The following is a 22,809-nucleotide window of genomic DNA, read 5'->3' as shown; positions in this document are numbered from 1 at the left end:
AGCCGGACCCATCGTCCGATTGATTGGTGAAATCTATTCGACGGTGGTATGTCTGTCTGTCGAAAGACAGGCGATAATCATCGAGGATTCGTCATTTGCAGGGCACGGGACCAGACGACATGGATCGCCCCCTATACTTCGGGGAGACGATCAAGCCGGAGCCAGGAGAAAGCTATGACTGGCACGCCCACGATTTTGGCCAGCTCATCTCAGCGGCGTCTGGCTCGATGTATGTGGGGACCCCCGACCGCGTCCTGCTTCTCAGCCCGGCCATGGCGATCTGGATTCCCCCGGATACCGAGCACTGGATGCGCTACGGGTCCAACAATGTCATGCTTTATGTGGACGTGAACCGTGAAGAGGCGGATCGGCTTGGCGGTGATGTCCGGGTCGTCGTGATGACGCCGCTCCTTGGCGCATTGTTTGTCGCTGCGATGCCAGAGGGCACAAATGCACGCGGTACAAAGCATAACCAAGCGCTGCAAACCCTGCTTCGATATGAGCTACTTTCGGCGCAAGATGTGCCACTGTCTCTGGTCCTGCCGAAAGATGTGCGCATTCGCGGGGTCGCTCAAGCCGCGCTGGATGACCCCGGCAGTGTGCGCTCGGTGGAGGCTTGGCTGTCAGAGGTGCCTGCCAGCCGAAAAACGATTGAGCGCCTGTTCGTTGCTGATACAGGCATGCCTCCGTCCAGATGGTTGCGGCACGCGCGGATACTGCACGCGGTCTCGCTCCTCGCCTCCGGTCAGAGCGTGACATCAGTTGCGCTCGATATGGGATACGAGTCTCCAAGTGCGTTCAGCTACATGTTCCGGCAAACCCTCGGTGTCAGTCCGAGCGAATTTCTTGGGAACCGGTTGGTCGACCCATTATGGTCTGCGATCAGGTTGGCCTCCCGGTAGACAACGGTTGCGGCGCTGGAATTGCGCACATCTTTCGCTCAGCCCAACTTGCTCGCGAACGACACCCGTTACTCAGCGCTGTGTTTAGATGCTGGCGTGTCAGCCTGAGCAGCCGCCATTCCCTCCGAATGGACATATCTCAGCTTTCCGAAACGATATTCTGCGGACAAATGCGCAGTCTTGCGCTGCCAGCTCCTGCTGAGCAGAGGTGCTATCAATTTGCTCCGCGCGGCGCGCAATTTCTCAATCGCTCCCCTCAAGACGGTGAAAGGCTGCGATCGCACCATCTGATTTATCGGTGTGGTGGTGAACGATCTTCCAGCCATCTTCTGTTCGGCGGTAAATGTTTGTTGCCCGATGCGCGACCTCGACCTCGTCCCCGGCTGGTGAAAACCTGCCAAGTTCCAGACCAATCTCGTAAGCGAGATCGCCGACGGTCACGATGTATTGCTCGGTCAACTCAACATGACCGCCCGCAAACACCTCCGCCACATGTTTCCAGGCATCCCATAGCTGTTCCCAGCCAACTTCCCTGCCGCCGTTGGGCCTCATCGCCGTGACCTCCGGGCTGTGAAGCCAGACGTCGCGCATGGGTTCTGCGTCTTTGTTAAATACGCTGTTTAACGCCCCGTAGAATGCCTCAGATGCTGCACGAAGTTCTTCTTCATCGGTCATGGTTTTTCCAGCTCATTCGTTTTCCGGACGTTGTCGGTTCTGGCTGACTGAAAGATTGCTCTCCGAACCCCTGCATTTCAAGATCAAGCTTTCCCGATGTCGCCAATCGCGCAGGCGCCATATGTTCAGACCGGAAGCGCGGTTGTCTTGAACACGGTGCGCAGCGCAAACGAGGATTGCATCTGCGCCACCCCCGGCAGCCGCGCCAGATACTGGCGGTGGATACGCGCGAAGTCCTCTGTGTTTTCGGCAACGACCTTGAGGATGTAATCCGCCGTGCCCGCCATCAGGTGGCATTCCAGCACATCCGGTATCCGCGACACCCCCTTCTCGAACGCGTCCAGCACCTCATCGGCTTGCCCCTGAAGCGTGATCTCGACAAACACGGTTGTTGGTACACCGAGTTTGCGCGCATCCAGAAGCGCCACGTAGTCGCGGATATACCCCTCTGCCTCCAGCCGCTGCACGCGCCGGTGACAGGCTGAGGGCGAGAGGTTCACCCGCTCGGACAGGTCCGCATTGGACATGCGCCCTTTCTTCTGCAACTCAGTGAGAATCCGTCGATCTGTTGTGTCTAGCGTCAATGGCGCAAGCCTTTTGCGTGATTGTTGGATTTGTTCGAAGAATACACACATCACAGGCCAATTTGCGAGGAAGGTTTCACAGAAATCCTCCGCCATATTGCACATATTTTAGGCAGTTTCAGAATTGGGAGAGAGACAATGAAAATCGGGTGCCCGAAAGAGATCAAGCCGCAGGAATTCCGCGTCGGCATGACCCCGAACGCCGCCCATGAGGCCGTGCAACATGGTCACGAGGTGATCATTGAGACAATGGCCGGGGCCGGTTCGGGGTTCGAGGATGCCGATTACGTCGCCGCAGGCGCGGCGATCGTGGATACGGCAGAGGAGGTGTTTGCCACCGCCGACATGATCGTGAAGGTCAAGGAGCCACAGGCGGTCGAACGCAAGATGCTGCGCGACGGGCAGCTTCTGTTCACCTATCTGCATCTGGCGCCCGATCCCGATCAGACCCATGATCTGCTGGCCTCGGGCTGCACCGCCATCGCATACGAGACCGTGACAGACAATTCGGGGGGTCTGCCCTTGCTGGCGCCCATGTCCGAGGTTGCCGGGCGGCTGGCGCCTCAGATGGGGGCCTGGACGCTGCAAAAGGCCAATGGCGGGCGCGGCGTGCTGATGGGCGGCGTGCCCGGTGTTGGTCCGGCGCGGGTCGTGGTGATCGGCGGTGGCGTTGTCGGCACCCACGCGGCTCGCGTGGCGGCGGGAATGGGCGCGGATGTGACCGTGCTGGATCGCTCGCTGAACCGGTTGAAATACCTCGATGACGTCTTTGGGCGCACCTTCAAGAACCAGTATTCCACCGCTGGATCGACTATAGAACTGGTGCGGCAGGCGGATATGGTGATCGGCGCGGTTCTGATCCCCGGCGCGGCGGCGCCCAAGCTGATTTCGAAGGCGCAACTGTCCGAGATGAAGCCGGGCGCGGCCATCGTGGATGTGGCCATCGACCAGGGCGGCTGTTTCGAAACCTCGCGCGCGACCACCCATGCCGATCCGATCTATGACGTGGACGGGATCATGCATTATTGCGTCGCCAATATGCCGGGCGCGGTGGCGCGGACCTCGACCATCGCTTTGGGCAACGCGACCATGCCGTTCATGCTGGCGCTGGCGGATAAGGGCTGGAAACAGGCCTGTCAGGACGACCCGCATCTGCTGAACGGGCTGAATGTACATGCCGGGCAGCTGACCTATTATGCTGTCGGCAAAGCGCTGGGTATCGACGTGGTCTCGCCCACGGTCGCGGTGAAATCCTGACGTCTTGAAAACAAAAAAACGCCGCGCGGCGCGCGGCGTTTTCCTAAGTGAGTGGTGGGTCGTGAGCTCCGCTTATCCGGCTTTCTGAATCTCAACCGCATGCGGATAGGGGATTGAGATGCCTTGCGCATCAAATGCCTCTTTCACCTTCTGGGTCAGCATGAATTTCAAATCCCAGTAATCGGCGGCGTTGCACCAGAGCCGCGCCGTCAGGTCGACAGAGCTATCGCCCAGATTGGTGACCCGCACCCAAGGCTCGGGATCGGACAAAACCCGGCCATCGGCCTGCGCGGTGTCCAGAATGATTTTCATCGCGGCGTCCGCGTTGTCGCCATAGTCGATGCCAAAGACCAGATCGACGCGGCGTGTATCATGGGCCGAATAGTTGATGATGATCGATCCCCAGGCCTGCCCATTGGGCACGATGATTTGCACATTGTCGGGCGTCACCAGCTCGGTGGTGAACAGATTGACCTCTTTCACCGTACCTGCGGTGCCGCCGATATCGACATATTGACCGAGCTTGTAGGGCCGGAAAATTACGATCATTACGCCAGCGGCGAGATCACTTAGCGTGCCCTGCAGCGCCAGACCTATGGCCAGCGAGGCGGCACCAAGAACCGCAACGATACTGGTCGCCTGGATTCCGAAGATACCGAGCACGGCCACGATGACCATCGCCAGGATGGCCCATTTCACCATGCTGGCAAAGAAATTTCCCAGCGTAGGGTCGATATGAGGCGTCGAATTCACTTTGCGGCGCACCATGCCGCCAATGGCGCCAGCGACGATCCATCCGACAATGAGGACGGCAAGCGCCTTGACCGCATTGAGTATCAACGGCCAGACGAAGTCTGTCTGAGTGAGTAGTTCTTCCACGTCCAACTCCAATATTATCGCGTGTTTCCCGCGCTTCGGCAGCGAGGTCGCGAGCGATCATCAGGCAAAAACACGTGCGGGTCTAGGTAATGATTGCTCACCCGTTCCCCCTAAATCGGGCGGCATCGGGGTTCTGCGGGGCCTATCCGTCACCTTTATGATTGGTTCAGCCGGGCAGGCGGCTACGCATTTGGACTCATACAGATTTTCTGCGGTCTTAGAAGATCACTTCACCACCCAGTTTCAGCATGGCCCGGTTGGACGACCCGTTGCTGGTATAGGAAACGCCCGTCACCTGTTTCGGCGCGTCGGGGGCAAAACCAAAGCCGGTAGTATAGGTGTGCGTGACGATGTCCAGGTTCTGACGGGTTTTCTTGATGGGGTCAGGAAGGCCTTGACCGATGAACACCGAAACCCATGGCGCGCGGTCTGGTAAAAGTAACCGGCGCCCTCCTGATCTGGGCCATTATAGTCGTCGGTCCGTGGCACACCCATTTCCACGGCCGCGCTTATGAAGGCCTCGGATATCTTGGATTTCGCGCGGATCAGCGAGACCGCCAGTTCCCCATCCTAGCCATGAAGTTCAGGATCGCCGTCTTCATGTTTTCTGACCGCATGAAAAACGGCAGGACATCGTCCCAGGACCCGCCTGTGTTACCCAACTGAGCCCAGCGATCATAGCCCTGTTTCTGACCACGGACATGGAGCAGACCATTGATCGAGGAAGGTCCGCCAAGCGTATTACCGCGCGGCTAGTCCAGCGCGCGCGTTGAGACCCGGATCGGGCTCGGTTTTGTAGCTCCAGTCGGTGTTCGGGTTGTGCAATGTCTTGAAATAGCCGACCGGAATGTGAATTTATGGATTCGTGTCCTTGCCTCCGGCTTCAAGCAATAGCACGCGGATATTGGGGTCTGCGGACAATCGGTTGGCGATGACGCAGCCAGCAGAGCCTGCGCCTATGATAATGTAATCGTAGGGCATTTCTATGCCAGATCGGGTTTCGCAGGGGCCACATAAGGCAGGCGCGCGCGTGCTTTGGTGTCGGCAGCTCCGGCGTTTCGGATATACCGGTCCCCATCATCATGGCGGACGGTATACACGTAAGTCGGGTCGCCACCGGTCACCTTGTGGATAGCCAAGCGACGGACCTGGCTGGCCCGGATCGTGTCACGCAAATCGTCCGGGTCCCAGCCATCGAACAGAATGGCCTCCAACTCGGCCCGGATCTCGGCGCAGTCGGGATCGGCGACGCGGTTGTTCACCTCGTTGGGGTCCTCTTCGATGTTGTAGAGCAGCGTGTCGACCCCTTCGAGCCACATCAGCTTCCACGGACCCTTCTTGACCATTCGGCTCGGACCCGTAGAGCCATCGGCGGCAAATTCAGTAATAACCACATCCGACAGGCCGGTTGTATCCCCGTTGAGGGCGGGAACCAGCGATTGCCCATCAATGGGCGCTGCATAGTCTTCGAACGAACCGCCAGCTGCCAGATCCACCAGCGTTGGGAGGAGATCGACTAGTGAAACGTTTTCTTTCACCCGCGCCGGCGCATAGCGTTCCGGTGCGTAAACGATGAAGGGCACGCTGGCGGCCCATTCGAAGAAGTGTTGTTTGAACCACATGCCACGCTCGCCCATCATCTCACCGTGGTCGGCGGTCAGGATGACGATGGTGTTGTCGATCTGACCGGTTCTTTCCAGAACATCGACAAGGTGCCCAACTTTCTCGTCGATATACGAGATCATTCCATAATACCCGTGGCGCGCCTTTCGGCGGTCTTCGGGAGTGACGGTAAATTCGTGGCGCGACTGGCAATAATGCAGATTGCGGCTGAGATGATCCATCTCGTTCAGGTCCAGCGGATCGACCGCGGGATATTCGATCTCATCATGGTCGTAGAGATCCCAATACTCCTGACCGATCACAAAGGGCGAATGCGGTGAGGTGAAAGAGACGGTCAGCATGAAGGGGCGATCATCGCCCTTGCGAGCCAGATCATACAGCGCCTGAATGCCCTGGTATTCGGCCTCGTCATCATAATCCATCTGCATGGTGCGGATGGCCGGGCCGCTTTCCAGAATCGGCGCCATGGTCAGGTTGGTGGGCTTGTATTCCCGCCCTTTGGACCAATCCACGGTCCAGGCAAAATTCGCCGGATAGATCTCGGTCGTATGGCGCTTGTCATATCCGTGCAGCTGATCGGGGCCGACAAAGTGCATCTTGCCAGACATCTCGACCCGGTAGTCCATGCTGCGCAGGTAGTGGGCGAAGGTGGGGATGTCGGCGTGAAACTCGCTGGCATTGTCGTACATTTCGATCGAGAAAGGCAGCTTGCCTGCGTGCATCGACGCGCGGGACGGACCGCACATTGGCAGGTTGCAATAGCAGTTCTCAAATACCACGCCGTTTTGCGCAAGGCTGCCCATATTCGGCGCTTTGACAGTTTTGTTCCCGTATGACGCTAGAGCATTTGCTGCCAGCTGATCGGCTTGAATGAGCAAAATGTTGGGACGGGGCATTCGACAACCTATGATTTCGTGTTGATTGAAAAAGGCCGGGCGGCTTTGGATTTGGGTCGAAGAGTCGCCCGGCAATAAAGGTGTCGGGGCTTATTCGATCACCATATTCAGTTTTTCGGCAACGGTGCTGAAGGTGTTGACCTGACCTTCGACAAACGCCTTGGTGTCGTCTGGCGACAGGATTGCAGGAACAGAGCCCAGCTTTTGGGTGGCTTCCAGCCAGCTTTCGTCTGCGGCGATGGCGCCTAGAACCTCAACCCACTTGGCCACGACATCTTCGGGCAGGTCCTTGGGACCCCAGACACCGGTCCAGCCGATCACGTTCTCCAGATTCGGGTGGCCCATTTCCTGCGCGGTTGGCGTGTCCGGAATGGTCGCAAAGCGTTCGGGCGTGGTGGTCAGGAGGGGGCGAATCTGACCGCTTTCGATCGCACCGGACAAGCCCGACAAGTTGTGGAAAATCAGGTCTGCATGGCCGCCGACAACCGCAGCCGTGGCCTTGCCGCCGCCCTTGAAAGGAACGTGGATCAGCGCTTCGGAATCGACCCCGATGTCATCCAGCATGATCAGCATTGCCATGTGCAGCAATGTGCCAACACCGGCCGAGGCATAGGACAGCCGTTCTCCGTTCGTGATGGCTTCCTTCAACTCATCAAAGGTCTGGTATGGTGAATCCGCGCTGACGCCCAGAACAAACGGGTTTTTCTCGATCAGGCCCAGAAAGGTGAAATCGTCCCACTTATAAGGAATGGTGCGGTTGATTGCGGGAACAGTCGCCTGTGATCCCACGCGCGCCATTAGCAGAGTGTGTCCATCATTGCGTGATTTTGCGACCTGAGTCGAGCCAACGACACCGCCCGCTCCGGTCTTGTTCACAACTAGAATGTTTTCACCCAGATATTCAGGGGCTTCTGTACTCAGCGTGCGTGCGGCCAGATCAGCTGCGCCGCCCGGACCATATGGCACAACCAGTGTTACGGGCTTGCTGGGGTAATCCGCAGCCACCGCCGCGCCGCCGATCGAGGCCAGGGCGGCCAGGCTCATCGTGACGCCGATTCTCTTTAAAAAGCTCATCGTATATCCTCCCTTGGTTCGCTTGATTGACATCGAGGATATATATTTGCTTGCAGCAAGTAAATAAAAAATGTAACTTCAGATTAGGGAATGGAAAATGCGAGGAAAATCAATGTCTGCAAGGACCCACAGTGAGACTGGCCGGGCCAACAGACGTCTGGTGTTGGGGGAAATTGTCCGGAATCGATCAATTTCCCGCACAGCGATTGCCGCTAATATCGGCCTCAATGCCGCGACGATCTCGCGCATTACGCGTGACCTGCTTGATGCGGATCTGATCGTGGAAAGAGAGTTGTCCGATCCCGACGGCCGCCGCGGTCGGCGGTTTGTTCAGCTGTCGCCGCAAGGGCAGGGCGGCTACATCATCGGGATTGGCATTAACGCGTTCCGTCAATCGGTGACGCTTGCTGATCTGGAAAACAACAAGGTCGCATCCTGGGAAGGTACCGGCCTGCCAATGGATGACGGTGCAGCCTTTCTCGAACTCTGCGCGCAGAAGTCGGCCGAGCTGGTGGACGAACATGTCCAGGATATCGACCGGTTCTTTGGCACCGGCATCGCTATTGCGGGACACATCGATAAAGCTTCGAAACGACTGATTTCCGCCCCGCTCCTGGGTTGGAACAAGGAAATCGACGTTGGCGCGATTTTCGGGGAAGCGCTCAATGGGCCCATAGCGCTTGAGACGCCCTCCTCGGCCATCAACCTCGCGGAAACAACCTTCGGCATCGCCCGCGACTATGAAAACGTGGTGACGCTGCATTGCAGCCTGGTGACCGGCTTTGCGATGACACTGGGCGGCGGTGACGCAGAGGGGCAGTTGACCACCAGCAGCGTCCTGAGCGATGCGCCATACACCTCGTCATCTGACTCAGCCGGACCTGTTGAGCACTTCCCCACACTCGAAGACGCGCAAAGCGGCCGGGCTTTTGTTCGGGAGATAATCGGGGAAAAAACACGAACCCTGACCACGGATGCGGAATGGGGTCGTGCCATGGTGGAGTTGGTCGGCAAGGCCAACGCGGGCGACGCAACGATTGCGAAGGCGTTTGAACGGCTTGGCGCGGGGATGGCCCGAACCTTTGCCCTGCTTTTTACCGTGCTGAAGCCCGATCTCGTCATCTTGGCGGGCCCTCTGTCTGAATCACCAGCCTTTGTTGGTGCGTTGAAATCACAGATCGCATTTCAAACACCAAAGCGGCTTGGGGACATTGCGGTGCAGGCGACCGAAATGACCCATATCGGCGCCGCAAGGTGGCTGTCCATCCGAGAAAACCTGATCTTCAAGGACATAAATCTGAGCCAGTTGCTGGCGAAGGGAGGAACATGACCAACAAAAAGACCAAGGACTTGATCACGGCAATCCTGTTCATAGTGTTGGGATTGACCGCCATCTTTGCCCTTATCCCATCAGGTGTGATTGTTCCGGGCTCAGTACAGATCTCGGCGTTGTCGCCGGATTTCTGGCCCTACACCATTGCCTGGGGAGTCGTCATTTCCTCATGCTTTCTGTTGCTTGAAACATTCACGCTCAAGGTACCCGAGGGGGATGAAGACGCGTCCGAAGATGCCGAATACAAGTTGGCAACCCTTCAGGCCACCTTACGGATCGTGATCCTGATCTTTGCGTTGTTTCTGTTCTATTTCGCCCTGACAACGGTTGGGATCGTGGCCGGGTCAATCGTGCTGATGCCAGCCATGATGCTCTATTTCGGCGAGCGGCAATGGAAGTACATCATTCCTCTGAGCATCCTGATCCCGATCGGGCTGTATCAGTTCTTTTTGCATGTCGCCGGCATTCCAATGCCTCTTGGCATCTTTGAAACGCTGCTGTGAGAAGGATGCAAAATGATTGAGAATATTTCCTTTGCCTTGGACCTCTTCCTCAGCCTTGAGAACTTTCTTGTTATCGGAATAGGCGTTCTGATCGGTACTATAATCGGCGCCATTCCAGGGATGACCACACCGATGGGAGTTGCTCTGGTTCTGCCATTCACCTTTTCGATGCCACCGGTGACCGGCATCCTGCTGTTGTTGGGAGTCTATAAAGGGGGGTTGTATGGCGGGTCGCTGACGGCAATCCTTATCAAGACCCCCGGTACGCCTGCGGCATCCTGTACGGTGCTTGATGGCTATCCGATGGCCCAGAAGGGTCAGGCGCGCAAGGCGCTGGATATTGCGCTCTATTCTTCCTGTGTGGCTGACCTGATCTCGAATATTTCGCTGATCATGTTTGCGGGAATTCTGGCCACTTTCGCCCTGCGGTTTGGGCCGCCGGAGTTTTTCACGCTGATTGTCTTCTCGCTGACCATCATCGCGGGTGTGGCAGGGCCGAGCCTGACCAAAGGCATACTTTCGGCCTGTCTTGGGCTGATGCTGGCGACCGTAGGTCTGGATCTGGTGTATGGCACAGACCGGTTCATCTTCGGCAATTTTGAACTGATGTCGGGCCTGAACTTCATTCCGGTTCTGATAGGCCTGTTTGCGCTGCCGGAAATCATCGACCGTTCGACACGGGGGCCACGTCTCGGTGGATCGCAACGCTCGCAACTGGGCGGCGGGGCGACACTGGCTGAATTCCGCAAGACACTGAAATCGGTCGTGCGCGGCAGCTTCATCGGCGTCATATTGGGCGCAATACCGGGGATCGGCGGCGCTCCAGCTGCGTTCCTGAGTTATTCCGAAGCGCGCCGGAACTCAAAAAACAAAGAGAACTTCGGCAAGGGTGAGCCCGAAGGCGTCGCTGCCGCAGAGGCTGGAAACAACGGCGTGGCAGGGGCAACCATGATCCCTCTGCTCGCGCTAGGCGTGCCCGGTGACGTGATCACCGCCGTGATCCTGGGCGCGTTCATGATTCACGGTCTGCGTCCCGGCCCGATCCTGTTCGAAGACAACCTGCCGATGGTTTACGCGCTGTTCATGGGTATCCTGCTCAGCTCGTTCTACCTGCTGATCATCGGCAAGATCGCGATCCGGGGGTTCAGCAAGGTTGCCCTGATCCCGAACCGCATTCTGTACCCCATCGTGTTTGTGCTCTGTGTCTATGGCGCTTACGCGGTGAACAACAACATCTTCGACATTCTGGTGATGCTGTGCATGGGGCTTGTTGGATATCTGATGTTGCGTCTCGACATTCCTGTCGCACCGTTCCTTATCGCCTTTGTGCTGGGGCCCTTGCTTGAGGATAACTTTCGACAATCACTGTTGCTGAGCGATGGAAGCCTCTCGATCTTCGTGCGCAACATGATCTGCATCGCCTTCTGGATATTGACCGCGCTGTCGATCTTCGTACTGGTGCGCAGCCGGATCGAGGCATCGCGAACAGGCAAAGCCTCCACCCTGACGACAGGAGGGTGACATGGGCAAACACCTCGGAGCGAAGCTTGGGTGCTTCGCTCTAATCTCTGACACACATGTGAACCCAACCGATGACAGCTGCAATTCGCCTTTCCCTGTCAATCAAAGGGCCAACCGGCGATTCCGTCACGTCATAAGAGAGTTGAACCAGCAACCAGTCAAGTTTGTCCTTCATGCCGGGGATCTGCTGCACCCCGTACCTGAGACCCGGGCCGCCTATGATCAGGCCGCCCGGGAATACCGCACCATCGCGTCCGAGCTGACTGTTCCCCTTTATGAGATTCCCGGAAATCACGACATCGGCGACACGCCGATTAAGGGCGGGCCAGCCAGCCCGACAACGGACGCAACGATTGAAGCTTGGGAGCAGCAGTTCGGACCTCAGTTCCAGTCCTTTGACATATGGGGTATCCGGTTTCTTCTTATCAACGCGCAGCTCATCAATTCCGGCCTGAGCAGTGAGGTAGAACAGCGCAATTGGCTTGAGGCGGAACTGGCCGGATCACAGGATCAGCGCAAAATGCTTGTGCTGCACCATCCCCTGTACCTAATGGAGCCGTCCGAGCGCGACCATTACGACAACACCAATCAACCCGGGCGGGGCTGGCTTCTGGATCTGATCAAGGCTCACGGTGTCGAGGCTGTGATTGCGGGTCACGCTCATAACTTCTGGTATGATCGGTTTGGAGTGACCGACTATTACCTCGCACCTGCCACCAGTTTCGTGCGGCAGGACTACAGCGAGATGCTGCGCGCCACACCGCCCGAAGACAGCGAGTTCGGGCGCGATGACCGCGCCAAGCTGGGCTACTTTTTGGTGACCGTTTACGAAAACGGGCATGTGGTGCGCATGGTGCGAACACACGGGGCTGAAATTGCCGCCGAAGACACAAGCAAACCGGTTTCTCCTGCCATTATCGCACCAGACCCGCGAGAGCCCTCACATCCCGTTCTGGGATTTGACCTTCGTCAGAACTGGGCGGAAATCACCGAAGTGCCACCCTCTGGCGGTCTGGATGAATTTGACCGCAAGCGGGTTCGCAACGACTATCCTCTGCTGGCCCTGCAGGAAATGGGGGTCCGGCACGTGCGCATACCGCTGCATGATCTGCTCGACCCGGTTCGCAGGGCCCGCCTGGCAAGCCTTGCCCATCTGGGGTTCGAAATCACGCTGTTTTCATATGGCATAGCTGACGACAATATGTTGGCGCTGATCGCGGAACAGGCCGAAATCCTGTTGGATTGGGAGGTCACGATTGACTGGCCAGATCTTGAAGAGCTCACGCCGCGCCTACAGCAGGCGCATTCACAAACCGGGTTGCCTCTGCTGCTGTCGCGGATGCGCACGAAAGATGACGTCAAAGGGAAAGGCACCTATTTCCACGTCATCAACCACGGATTTTCAGCCGAAAACGCGGAGCAGCTTGTTACGCTGGCCGGGATGGGCTTTGCCGGGGCAGTTTTCCGGCTGGGTCGGACCGATCCGGTGGCCGACGCGCTACATGCTATTGATGCAGCCGCGTCGCAGGCCGGTTTGAAAGCGTCTGTTCATATGCGGATGGGCGGGGACCACCCTGCGCTGAAAGTGGATGATCCTGACAGCACGATCCAACGCCTGTCCGAGGGGATGACCCGTGCTGCAAAGCTTAAGCAGACCCGTCTGGTGTGCGATACGCTGATCTCGGTTGATCGGGGCTACTTCGTGCGAGTTGGAATGATAGACCGGTGTTGCAATCCAACGCCTTTGCTTGACGTCGTCAAACGGAAACATGCCGAATTGGCCAAGCTTCTGCTTGAATAGCATAATCGTTCAGTTGGATTTTCGTGCCGCGTAATACGCCATTACCAAACTTACGATATAGAGGATCGCTATGAGAGCGAGCGTTGCCCATAGATAGATGAGCAATGCCGACAGCAAGAGAGCGAACCCCAACATCAGGAACTTTGCATTTCCGCGAGAGATCGAGATGTTCTTGAAAGAATACGAGGGAGCCCGGCTGATCATAAGAACTCCGACCACCAGCAGGTAACCTGCTATAAGAACAGGTGGCACCGGGGGCATATCGGAGAACAAGAAAGACACATACATTGGCAGCATGATGAGAAGAGCAGCTGCGGGGGACGGAACGCCTTCAAAGAAGTCGCTCTGGGTGTCTTGCGCTGCTGACTTGTTCGTTACATTGAACCGAGCCAGACGGAGCATGCAGCAGACCACATACCCGAGCACCGCCAACCAACCGGCGCTAAAGTCCTGTAACGCCCAGACATACAATATCAATCCTGGCGCCACGCCAAAATTGACAAAGTCAGCCAGCGAATCCAGCTCCGCACCAAATGAGCTCTGACTGTGCATCAAACGCGCGAGACGTCCATCGAGACCATCAAGCAAGACCGCCAATAACACCAGTTTGACCGCCATTTCGAAATCGCCCTGATATCCAAAACTAACGGCTGTAAGTCCGGCGCAGATCGCTGTGATCGTCAGCAGGTTGGGCAGCAAATGAATAACCGGCAGGTCGCGCTTGTTGTCTGGCGAAGGCTCTGACATTTTCAATCCGTACGGGCCGTTCGCGCTGGCTCGTCACTCGCCAGATCAGCCAAAACGGTTTCGCCGGCGATCATCGTTTGCCCCACGCTGACCAGCGGTTGAACCCCGTCTGGCAGATAGACATCCAGACGCGAGCCAAAGCGGATCAATCCGAAACGTTCGCCAGTTCCGATTTGGCGTCCTTTTGCCACGAAACACACTATCCGCCGAGCAACGAGACCTGCAATCTGCACAACCGCAACCTGGCGTCCATCGGCCAATTGAATACAGAGGCTGTTGCGTTCGTTATCTGCGCTGGCTTTGTCGAGCGAGGCATTGAAGAATTTTCCGGGTCGATACGCGATTTCCAGAATTTCCCCTGCAATCGGCGCGCGATTCACATGGCAGTTGAAAACGCTCATGAACACGCTGACGCGGGTGAGAGCTTGGTCGGGCATTCCAAGTTCAGTGGGCGGAACCGCAGACTGGATCAGCGACACGACACCGTCTGCCGGGCTTACGATCAGCCCCTCTCGCAGCGGCGTTGATCGTTGTGGGTCACGAAAGAAATAGTAACACCAGATAGTCAGTCCGACACCGATCCAGCCGAGGATCGATGAGATTTGAAAGATCAGCGCCGTCACGATGGCGAATATTATGACAAACTTGCGACCCTCTGGATGCATTGGCTTCAAAAAAGTGTCACGCATCCTCATTTGTGTCGGTCCTTGGTGGTGAATGTCCGCTTCCTAACCCGGATATGGCGCGGTCCACAACATGGTTTCTGCGCCGTGGTGGGGCTGCAAGCAACCTGAATGGGAAGTGTCTATCCCTTGACTGGCGGCAGATGTGTTGGCCCGAGCGGGAGATCCGTCCAGCAGCAAACCGGGTCTTCGCTAAGGTGCCGACATCAAATGGGTCTCCTCGCGGGATGGGTTCTAAGTTGCAGGATAGTTTGTTCCTGTAGCTTGCCGCCTCCGATCGACCCAAAGGTTGTGCAACACAAACCCAGTCAATCAGGCCCGACTCTCCAGCAGTTCAAAAACCGCATCCCGCTCGGACAATACCAACAGCAGTGCTAGGTCGTCAGGTTGTACCTGATCCAGTATCATCCGCGCCGCTTCTGTGGGCGATCCAGCATACAGCAGGCTATCCGAGGTCAGACCTGCATCAAGTGCCGCCTGCCTGATAAGGGCCGGAATTTCCCCCAACTCGCGCCCGCGCAAGTAGCTCGCCATTTCCACGGCGACCACGATATCGGGTTTGAACTCCAAAGCCGTCAAGGTGACGTCATGGATGTCCTGATCAGACCGATCGCCCGCATGGCTGAGCATGATGAACCGGCGTTTGGCCGGGATTGCGGACATCGCCTCGCATAGGGCAGCGATCGAATGCGGGTTATGTGCGAAATCCACAAAGACGCGCGCACCGTTATGTGCAAACTCGTTGCAACGCCCGGGGTTGTCTTTCGCGTCAGGTTTGAAATTCGCAAGTCCGGCGCGGATGTCGTGCTCCTCCAAACCCAGTGCCTTGCCAACACAGATGGCGGCCAAGGCGTTGGAAACATTGTATCTGGCCGCGCCATTCATCGTTATGGGCACGTCGCGAACGGATGTCAGCGGATGCTCGACCTTGCCGTCAAAGAACACCAGCAGACCGTCACGCAGATACGCGCAAGTTTGGCCATCCGAACGGGCCGCCGCGATTTTTGGTGCGTCTGGGTCCAGTGAAAACCACCAGATCGTCGCGTCTGCGCGATCGGCCTCGGCGACGACAAAGGGGTCGTCGGCGTTCAGAGCCAGTACGCCGCCCTCGGACAGGGTTCTGCGAACCGCGAACTTGGCCTGAGCCAGGTCCGGAACTGTGTTCACGCCATATTGCCCAAGATGGTCATTCGCGACATTTGTGACCACGGCAACTCTTGCCCGTCGTGTTGGCAGGCCGCGCCGTAAGATGCCTCCGCGTGCAACCTCAAGAATGGCGACCTCCAGCCGGGGATCGCGCAACAGCATTCGCGCCCCGCCCGGACCCGAGTAGTCGCCGCGGTCGAGAATGTCGTCTCCGACCCGGACAAAATCGGTAGAGGTCAGTCCGGCCGTTTTCCCCGCCGCCCGGACGATCGCCGCGCAAAGCCGGGTCGTGGTGGTCTTGCCATTGGTTCCGGTGACAAAGGCGATGGGCACATCATGGAGCCTCTGCCAGTCAACCTGATCTGGTGTCGGCAAGGCGTCGACCGGCCATACCTGACTGCCCGTGCCGTGCCCGATAGAGACCTCGTCATCATCACATAGGATATCGACGCCGTGGCTCTGGGCGGCGGCGATCAATGCGATCAGAGCGGGGTTCGCCTCTTTCGCCATCACCGTTTTGACATCCGCGATCATGGCGTCGAAATCACCCGGGGTCTGGTCCAACAGCTCAGCAGCGCAGAAGTGCCAGGCGGTCTGCGCGGCAAATATCGACGAATAGAGCTGGTCCATCGGGGCCGAGATGGCGAGGTTCACGCCGCCTTGAAACTGGCGCACGATGTGGTCTTCTTGCTGCCAGCCCAACGCATCCAGAACGCTCCGGGCGTGGCGGTCCCACAAACGCGCAATCAGGTTGAGATCCACATCTTCGACAAACACATCGATCACTGCGCCCGGGCGGTCCCATAGCAGCCCAGGTCCGGTCAGGCGGCGAGCATCATCGACGCGAATGTTGTCTGCGACCGCGCTGACGATCGTTAACGCCGTTTCAAGCTCTTCGATACGATCCATCGGCGATCCTCCGATCAATCGGCTTCTTCGTCGATCTCGCGCGCGAGGCGCACACCGCGTTCATCCCGAATGAGCGACTGATCGGAATCGAACATCTCCTCGAAATCCGTCACGGCAGCAGGTCTTGGACTTTGCACCTCGACCTCGGTTTCTTCATCGCCTGCGTTGTGATAGATGATCTGCTTCCAGCAGCGCGCGCTGTCATCGCCGAAGATGACAAGCAGGTCGCCTGAGGCGGCCATCTCCAGCCCGGCATTCACCGCTTCGACCTCGTCGGGGATAACGCTGATGGCGCTTTCGGGCACGCCTTTGCGCATCAACTCTGCCTTGATCATCTGCGGCACTTCATCATGGCCGCGCCCACGGCGGTGATCATCCGCCTTGCAGATGTAGTGATCGAAATGCCCGGCAAGGATACCCGCGCTTTCCAGTATATCCTCGTCCCGCCGGTCACCCGGCATTGACGCCACGGCGATACGGCGGCGCTTAACGTCCAGCCGTTCGACAAGATCGGTCACCACGCCAATGGCAGCCGGGTTATGGGCGTAATCCAGGATCACTTTGAAAGGATGCTCGTCATAGACATTCATCCGGCCCGGAGCCTGGAAATAGCTGGTGTCAAAGGTCCTGAGCCCATGGCGGATATTGTCCAGGTCGACGCCGAAACTATAAGCCATGGCGGCTGCGAACATCGCGTTCTGGACGTTGAAGATCGCCTTGCCCTCCAGCGCCGCCGGGATCAGATGCGACCAGAGCACGGGCATATGCAGGCCATTATCATAGATGGTCAGCATGTCGCCATTCATGCCGCTTTCCAGCACGATGGCCTTGCCGCCCGCCTTGATATGCTCCTTCACCAGACTGTGCCCGGGATTGGTGGTGACATAGAAGATCGCGTCGACGTCGGCGTAATCCGCCATCTTGAGGCAGTTGATATCATCTGCGTTCAGAACGGCTGTTTCCGTCGCGCTTTCCACCACCACACGTTTGACGACGGCCAGTTCCTCGACCGTGTTGATCCCGCGTAGGCCAAGGTGATCGGCAGAGACGTTCAGACAGGCCGCCACGTTGGAACGCTGGTACCCGAGGCCGGAGCGTACCAGCCCGCCGCGCGCAGTTTCCATCACCGCGAAATCCACCATCGGATCGCGCAGAACGATCTGCGCGGCCTTGGGCCCCGTCATGTCGCCCTTGACGCTCAGCTTGCCATCCACATACACGCCGTCGGTCGATGTCATGCCGACCGTCTTGCCGCTGCCCTTCATGATATGGCCCAGCATCCGCGACGTGGTGGTTTTGCCGTTGGTGCCGGTGATCGCCGCGATCGGGATGCGCGCCTGTTCCCCGACCGGGAACAACATGTCCATGACCTTACCCGAGACGTCGCGCGACTGACCCTCGGAGGGGGCAACATGCATGCGGAACCCCGGAGCGGCGTTGACCTCGACAATCGCACCGCCGATTTCCTTGTAGGATTTGGTGATGTCATCGATCAGGAAATCGACACCGCCCACATCCAGCCCAACCGCCATGATCGCGCGCTCTGCCATGTCGCGATTGTCGGGATGGACAACATCGGTCATGTCTATCGAGGTGCCGCCCGTTGACAGGTTTGCCGTCGAGCGCAGGTAGAAGATCTCGCCCTCGGGCAAAACGGTCTCAGAACTATACCCAGCGTCGGCAAGCAATCGGTTCGCCTGATTGTCCAATTCCAGCTGGGTCAGCACCTTTTCATGGCCAATCCCCCGGCGCGGGTCAAGATTCACGATGTCGACCAACTCGGCGATGGTGCTTTTGCCGTCGCCCACCACATGCCCGGGCACGCGTTTCGCCACCGCTTCAAGCTTGTTGTTGATCACCAGCATCCGGTGATCGAACCCGGTGACAAAGCTCTCAACTAGAATGGCGCGGCTCTTGGAGTGTTCCTTGGCCTCATTAAAGCCTGCCTCAACCTCTTCGTCTGTGTTGAGGTTGATCGACACCCCACGCCCATGGTTTGCGTCCAGCGGTTTGACGACAACCGGATGACCGATGCGGCGCGCGGCGCGGATGGCTTCACGACCGCTATAGACCATGTGTTGCTGTGGCACCGGCAGCCCGAGATCATTCAGCAGGTTATGGGTGTCTTCCTTGTCGCAGGATATCTCGACCGCGATGTGTTTGGTTTCAGAGGTAATCGTCGCCTGAATCCGCTTTTGGAACTTGCCGTGGCCAAACTGCACCAGCGAGTATTCGTTGAGCCTGATCCAGGGGATATCCCTCTCTTCCGCCGCCTTGACCAGAGAGCCCGTCGAGGGGCCAAACTCCTTGCGCTGCGCACGCAAGACGAAGGTGCGTAGCTCTTCTTCCCAGTTGAAGTCCTCGTCGAACTCATAGTCGGACTGATCTTTCAGCGCCTGTGGCAGCAGATGCATCAGCAACCGCAGCGCCAGCTTGCCGGCTTCCAGACCAACATCGCGCTGCCGGTACTGGTAGACCATGTTGTACTGTCCGGGCTCGCCGGTGGACCGGGTCCGCCCAAACGTCACATCGGTGCCTGCAACGCCCTGAATCTCCAGCGCGCAATGTTCCATCACATGGCCCAGCCAGGTGCCTTCATCCTCGCGCAGACGTCGGATGAAGCCGCCAGGTTCACGATAAGAGCAGCCATGCTCTGATAGACCGGGCAATGCCGCGATCAGGCCGTCGATAAATTCGCTACCGATTTTTGCCGAGGGCCAGTCTTCCAGGAATCCCAAATCAATGACATGTCGTATGACCGGAAAGCTCGCCCAGACATTCGGGCCGACATAGACATTGGTTGAGATGATTTTCATGGGCTGCCCCGTTCAAGATTTGTTGTTCCCCCCCGATCACCCGATAGTGTCGCCACTTGGCACTGGCAGGGTGCAGAACGTCGCGTGCTCATCGGGTGGATAGGCCTGACGTGCCGTAAGGTCATAACGGCACCCTTCACCCAAAACGTCAAGACGCAGACCCAGAAGGCTGAGCGCTTCGCCGCGGCGCGCGTCCCACATGGACGAGTGGGTGAGATGGCTGGCGTCGACAATCGTGACTGTGCCGCTGCCCACAACCTCCACAATATTGTCGGGACCGATAAAGGCGGCCGTGTCCTCGTCAATCCCCAGACCGATCAGAAAAGGGTTGAACGAAGAAGCCGTTAACAGCCGCCCCAGCCGGTTGCGCTGGGTGAAATGCTGGTCGATGATCACCGCGTTGGTCAGCCCCATACCGGGAGCCAGCGTGATGTTGCCCTCTGCAGGTGCGGCGTTGCTGCTGCCACCGGCGACCATGTGTTCGGACATGATAGAGGCACCGGCGGAGGTGCCGGCAACTGGGATGCCTGCGGCGTTTCGGCGGCGAATCTTCTGCGCAACGAGGGTGCCGCCAAGAATGGCTGACAGGCGGAGCTGGTTGCCGCCCGTCATGAATATGCCGGTCGCCCGGTCCAGCATGTCGGCAAAGTCGGGGTTGTCACAATCGGCGCGGCGCGAGATCGGCAGAAACTCGACCGTACCGGCCCCCAGATCAGAGAAGATGCGGTGATAGTCGGGACCGGTCTCTTCCAGCATCGATGCCGTTGGAATCACAACGATATCTGCGTCTGAGCCACCGGACAGATCCAGGAATTTCCGGTGTATCTGCATCTCTTTGACCCGGTCTTCGCCCCCGCCGATCGGAATGATGAAACCGCGATCGGTATCTTCGTTTGCTGGTGCTGGGCACATGGCCGTTCTCTGTCCTTTGTTCGTCCCGCTTGCCAAGGGTCACTTCGTTGCCTGGTATTGGCCCCAACGCATTGTCCGATGAACCCCTGCGAGCCATTCGCGGGGTGCCATACCACCTTGTCCACTCAGATCGCCATCGAAAATAACCTTTCCGCCAGCCATACCAACAGCGTGTTGGCCTATGTGGCACGGTTTCAGCAAACCCGCGCGGTTGCTGGCCAGAGGGAAAAGAACAGCTTCGCTGCGAACCCGCTATTTTGCGGCAGGTGTCTTTGGGACAAAATCCCGTTTGGATGTTCTTTCAGGGATCAAAGGTCAACGCCGCGCCCCGGGGTTAAGCAAGCGGGCCGCCCGACCTGCGGCGCCCGGATGTGACTGACCCTCACCTTGCATGATCGACCCCAAGCCGCGTGTGATATTTGCAAAACAAGCGGATTTTGGTCATCTTCAGCCAAATGGAATTCCTCAGCTTCACCCACAGCGGCTTTCTGATCGCGATGTCGTTCGTGGTTGCGCTCGTGGCGGGCTTCACCGGGCTTTCGCTCACGCGAGACCTCTCGAAAAAGCCGATATTCCGGAAAAAGGCATCCATCGCGCTTGCTGCAATCGCGCTGGGCGGAGGCATATGGGCGATGCATTTTGTTGCCATGTTGGGGCTGCAGCTTCCGATCCTGTTTTATTATGACGCCGCGATCACGCTTGTTTCGGCCTTGTCTGCGATTTTGCTAGTGGGCGCTGCCTTGATCCTTGTGCATTTCGCGGAACGCACTGCGACCGTAATTACGCTTGCGGGCTGCATCGTTGGGGTCGGCATACTGGTGATGCACTATATCGGCATGGCCGGGTTGGAGCTGTGTCGGGCGATCTACACCCCTTGGGGTGTCATCTTCTCGTCCATTGTCGCAATAGGTATGTGCATTCTCGCGTTCTGGATTGCCTATGGCCATCGGACAAACCGCAACATCGTTCTGGGAACGCTCTGCTTTGCGGTTGCGGTATGTTCGGTGCATTTTCTGGCGATGGCAGGAACCAGATTTGTCGCTGAGCCGAGCCCAGCTGAGTTCGGCCCCCTGATGAGCAACGAGACACTGGCACTTGGCGTGATCTTCTTCAGCTTCGTCATCTTCGGTGCCTGCCTTTGGGTGAGTGTGACCTATCTGGTGGCGCCAACCCTTGATCAGACTGCTGATCCGGTGAAGCCGCCGCCAGAACCCGAACCTGCGGTACAATTGCAGATCCCTTGTGAACGGGACGGTGGCAAGGTTTTCATCTGGGCCAGCGACGTGCTGTTCGTGCGTGCCGACGGTCACTACACGCAAATCTACACGACGGAGGAGCGCCTCTTTTGCGTGTGGTCGGTGACCGAGGCGTCAAAACGGCTGCTGCCTGCCGGGTTCCTGCAAACGCATCGAAGCTACCTTGTCAATCCGGGACGGGTGGCCCGTTTTGAACGGACCAAGGACAAGGGGCGCTGCATATTTGATGGTGCCGATCTGCCTCCGGCCCCTGTCAGCCGGTCAAAGCTCAAGGCAATACAGGATGCGCTTGCCTCGCAGGGCGGCGCAGCTCGTGCAGTCTAGGGCGCATTTCGTGCAAAAGGCCTGTGTTTCATTGATTTCCTGATGCTCCCGCGTCGGGGCATATGCAGTAATCCCGCTCAGCCAGAACAGTCGCTTTTTGGGAGGAAGCCGATGATTCCAGCCGCATTCGAGTACTATCGTCCAAAGGATATGGCCGGGGTCCTGTCCCTGCTGGAACAACACGGTGACGACGCCCGCGTCATGGCTGGGGGCCACAGTCTTATTCCAATGATGAAGTTGCGCATGGCCGAGGTGCCGCATCTGATCGACCTTCAGGATGTTGGCGGCATGTCCGACATCGACATTGACGCAGACAGCATCCGCATCGGCGCCATGGTCACGCAGGCTGACATTATCGATCACGCCGACTTGGCGGATGTGGCCCCGATCCTGCGGGAGGCGGCGCTGCAGATCGCCGATCCGCAGGTCCGCTATATGGGCACGGTCGGTGGCAATGTGGCCAACGGTGATCCGGGCAATGACATGCCGGGGTTGATGCAATGTCTTGATGCCCAATTCACTTTAGTTGGCTCCGGTGGCGAGCGCTCGGTCAGGGCGCGCGCGTTCTATGAGGCGGCATACATGACGGCGCGGGAAGATGATGAGGTGCTGACGGCGGTGAAGATTCCTCTGCCTGAGGGGGGATACGCCTATGAAAAGCAAAAACGCAAGATTGGCGACTACGCCACCGCTGCCGCTGCTGTGCAGATCGTAAACGACGGTGGCACCTGTGCTGCCGCATCCATCGCAATGACCAACCTCAGCGATACGCCGATCTATTCAGAGGCTGCAGGCGCCGCCCTTGTCGGCACTTCGGTGGATGATGCCGCGATCAAAACCGCCGTTGCTGCCATGCTGGGCGATATCGACCCGAGCGAGGACAATCGCGGCCCGGTTGCGTTCAAGAAACATGTGGCTGGCGTCATCCTGCGCCGCACCATCGAACGCGCCTGGTCGCGCGCCTGAAG

At 58.0% G+C, this 22,809-nt stretch carries 21 protein-coding genes; 8 read left to right on the top strand and 13 right to left on the bottom strand.

All coding sequences use genetic code 11. The annotated features are described in order from the left end of the window. Positions 1-119: 119 nt before the first annotated feature. Complete coding sequence (locus tag Q5Y75_RS14545; RefSeq protein WP_306198657.1) at positions 120-902, top strand: helix-turn-helix domain-containing protein; 783 nt, start codon at positions 120-122, stop codon at positions 900-902. Between the two features lie 243 nt (positions 903-1,145). On the opposite strand, the gene Q5Y75_RS14540 is transcribed toward Q5Y75_RS14545, so the two are convergent. Then, positions 1,146-1,577, bottom strand: coding sequence for a YybH family protein (locus Q5Y75_RS14540; protein WP_306198655.1), 432 nt, complete (start codon positions 1,575-1,577; stop codon positions 1,146-1,148). A 125-nt stretch (positions 1,578-1,702) separates the two neighbouring features. After that, on the bottom strand, positions 1,703-2,161 hold the full coding sequence (locus Q5Y75_RS14535; protein WP_306198653.1) for an Lrp/AsnC family transcriptional regulator: 459 nt from the start codon (positions 2,159-2,161) through the stop codon (positions 1,703-1,705). Between the two features lie 138 nt (positions 2,162-2,299). Here Q5Y75_RS14535 and ald point away from each other — a divergent pair, with 138 nt between their 5' ends. Next, positions 2,300-3,418 carry an alanine dehydrogenase gene (ald, locus tag Q5Y75_RS14530; RefSeq protein ID WP_306198651.1) on the top strand — a complete coding sequence of 373 codons (1,119 nt, stop codon included), beginning with the start codon at positions 2,300-2,302 and terminating at the stop codon, positions 3,416-3,418. 72 nt (positions 3,419-3,490) lie between these two features. Here ald and Q5Y75_RS14525 read toward each other — a convergent pair whose 3' ends face one another. The 6 genes from Q5Y75_RS14525 to Q5Y75_RS14510 all read right to left on the bottom strand — a co-directional run bounded on the left by Q5Y75_RS14525 (position 3,491) and on the right by Q5Y75_RS14510 (position 7,890). Beyond that, positions 3,491-4,297: a mechanosensitive ion channel family protein gene (locus Q5Y75_RS14525; RefSeq protein WP_306198648.1), complete on the bottom strand. Its 807-nt coding sequence runs from the start codon at positions 4,295-4,297 to the stop codon at positions 3,491-3,493. Between the two features lie 217 nt (positions 4,298-4,514). After that, on the bottom strand, positions 4,515-4,706 hold the full coding sequence (locus tag Q5Y75_RS28510) for a hypothetical protein (protein WP_371933267.1): 192 nt from the start codon (positions 4,704-4,706) through the stop codon (positions 4,515-4,517). Positions 4,707-4,842: 136 nt separating this feature from the next. Beyond that, a complete protein-coding gene (locus Q5Y75_RS28505; protein WP_371933270.1) occupies positions 4,843-5,007 on the bottom strand; it encodes a hypothetical protein in 165 nt (54 codons plus the stop codon). Positions 5,008-5,152: 145 nt separating this feature from the next. Further along, positions 5,153-5,278: a lycopene cyclase family protein gene (locus Q5Y75_RS28500; RefSeq protein WP_371933266.1), complete on the bottom strand. Its 126-nt coding sequence runs from the start codon at positions 5,276-5,278 to the stop codon at positions 5,153-5,155. 2 nt (positions 5,279-5,280) lie between these two features. Further along, a complete protein-coding gene (gene betC, locus Q5Y75_RS14515) occupies positions 5,281-6,816 on the bottom strand; it encodes a choline-sulfatase (RefSeq protein WP_306198646.1) in 1,536 nt (511 codons plus the stop codon). Between the two features lie 90 nt (positions 6,817-6,906). Then, positions 6,907-7,890, bottom strand: coding sequence for a Bug family tripartite tricarboxylate transporter substrate binding protein (locus tag Q5Y75_RS14510; RefSeq protein ID WP_306198644.1), 984 nt, complete (start codon positions 7,888-7,890; stop codon positions 6,907-6,909). A 112-nt stretch (positions 7,891-8,002) separates the two neighbouring features. Here Q5Y75_RS14510 and Q5Y75_RS14505 point away from each other — a divergent pair, with 112 nt between their 5' ends. Genes Q5Y75_RS14505 through Q5Y75_RS14490 form a run of 4 tightly spaced genes read left to right on the top strand, consistent with a single transcriptional unit; the run spans position 8,003 to position 13,048 of the window. Beyond that, the gene (locus Q5Y75_RS14505; protein ID WP_306198642.1) at positions 8,003-9,220 is read left to right on the top strand and encodes an ROK family transcriptional regulator; all 1,218 of its coding nucleotides are present in this window, start codon (positions 8,003-8,005) and stop codon (positions 9,218-9,220) included. Further along, positions 9,217-9,726 (top strand): tripartite tricarboxylate transporter TctB family protein, encoded by a 510-nt coding sequence (locus tag Q5Y75_RS14500; RefSeq protein WP_306198641.1) that lies wholly within the window; start codon positions 9,217-9,219, stop codon positions 9,724-9,726. The genes Q5Y75_RS14505 and Q5Y75_RS14500 overlap by 4 nt, the downstream gene beginning before the upstream one ends. Positions 9,727-9,738: 12 nt before the next feature. Then, positions 9,739-11,247: a tripartite tricarboxylate transporter permease gene (locus Q5Y75_RS14495; protein ID WP_306198639.1), complete on the top strand. Its 1,509-nt coding sequence runs from the start codon at positions 9,739-9,741 to the stop codon at positions 11,245-11,247. A gap of 1 nt (position 11,248) precedes the next feature. Next, positions 11,249-13,048 (top strand): metallophosphoesterase family protein, encoded by a 1,800-nt coding sequence (locus Q5Y75_RS14490; protein ID WP_306198637.1) that lies wholly within the window; start codon positions 11,249-11,251, stop codon positions 13,046-13,048. A 9-nt stretch (positions 13,049-13,057) separates the two neighbouring features. On the opposite strand, the gene pssA is transcribed toward Q5Y75_RS14490, so the two are convergent. The 5 genes from pssA to Q5Y75_RS14465 all read right to left on the bottom strand — a co-directional run bounded on the left by pssA (position 13,058) and on the right by Q5Y75_RS14465 (position 20,261). Next, positions 13,058-13,795: a CDP-diacylglycerol--serine O-phosphatidyltransferase gene (gene pssA, locus Q5Y75_RS14485; RefSeq protein ID WP_306198635.1), complete on the bottom strand. Its 738-nt coding sequence runs from the start codon at positions 13,793-13,795 to the stop codon at positions 13,058-13,060. A gap of 2 nt (positions 13,796-13,797) precedes the next feature. Continuing rightward, the gene (locus Q5Y75_RS14480) at positions 13,798-14,490 is read right to left on the bottom strand and encodes a phosphatidylserine decarboxylase (protein WP_306198633.1); all 693 of its coding nucleotides are present in this window, start codon (positions 14,488-14,490) and stop codon (positions 13,798-13,800) included. 300 nt (positions 14,491-14,790) lie between these two features. Next, on the bottom strand, positions 14,791-16,533 hold the full coding sequence (locus Q5Y75_RS14475; protein ID WP_306198630.1) for a Mur ligase family protein: 1,743 nt from the start codon (positions 16,531-16,533) through the stop codon (positions 14,791-14,793). Positions 16,534-16,547: 14 nt separating this feature from the next. Further along, positions 16,548-19,349, bottom strand: coding sequence for a cyanophycin synthetase (gene cphA / locus Q5Y75_RS14470; protein WP_306198627.1), 2,802 nt, complete (start codon positions 19,347-19,349; stop codon positions 16,548-16,550). Positions 19,350-19,385: 36 nt separating this feature from the next. Then, positions 19,386-20,261, bottom strand: a complete 876-nt coding sequence (locus tag Q5Y75_RS14465; protein WP_306198625.1) for a cyanophycinase — start codon at positions 20,259-20,261, stop codon at positions 19,386-19,388. A gap of 455 nt (positions 20,262-20,716) precedes the next feature. Between Q5Y75_RS14465 and Q5Y75_RS14460 the strand changes: the two genes are divergently transcribed. Together Q5Y75_RS14460 and Q5Y75_RS14455 are read left to right on the top strand one after the other, a co-directional pair. Continuing rightward, on the top strand, positions 20,717-21,841 hold the full coding sequence (locus Q5Y75_RS14460) for an MHYT domain-containing protein (protein ID WP_306198623.1): 1,125 nt from the start codon (positions 20,717-20,719) through the stop codon (positions 21,839-21,841). Between the two features lie 111 nt (positions 21,842-21,952). Next, positions 21,953-22,807, top strand: a complete 855-nt coding sequence (locus Q5Y75_RS14455) for an FAD binding domain-containing protein (RefSeq protein WP_306198621.1) — start codon at positions 21,953-21,955, stop codon at positions 22,805-22,807. Positions 22,808-22,809: the final 2 nt, after the last annotated feature.

This window comes from Ruegeria discodermiae, from assembly GCF_030758345.1.
Classification (GTDB): Bacteria; Pseudomonadota; Alphaproteobacteria; order Rhodobacterales; family Rhodobacteraceae; genus Ruegeria_C.
Note: the sequence above shows the minus strand (reverse complement) of the source record. Positions and strands in the feature narration are given on the sequence as shown.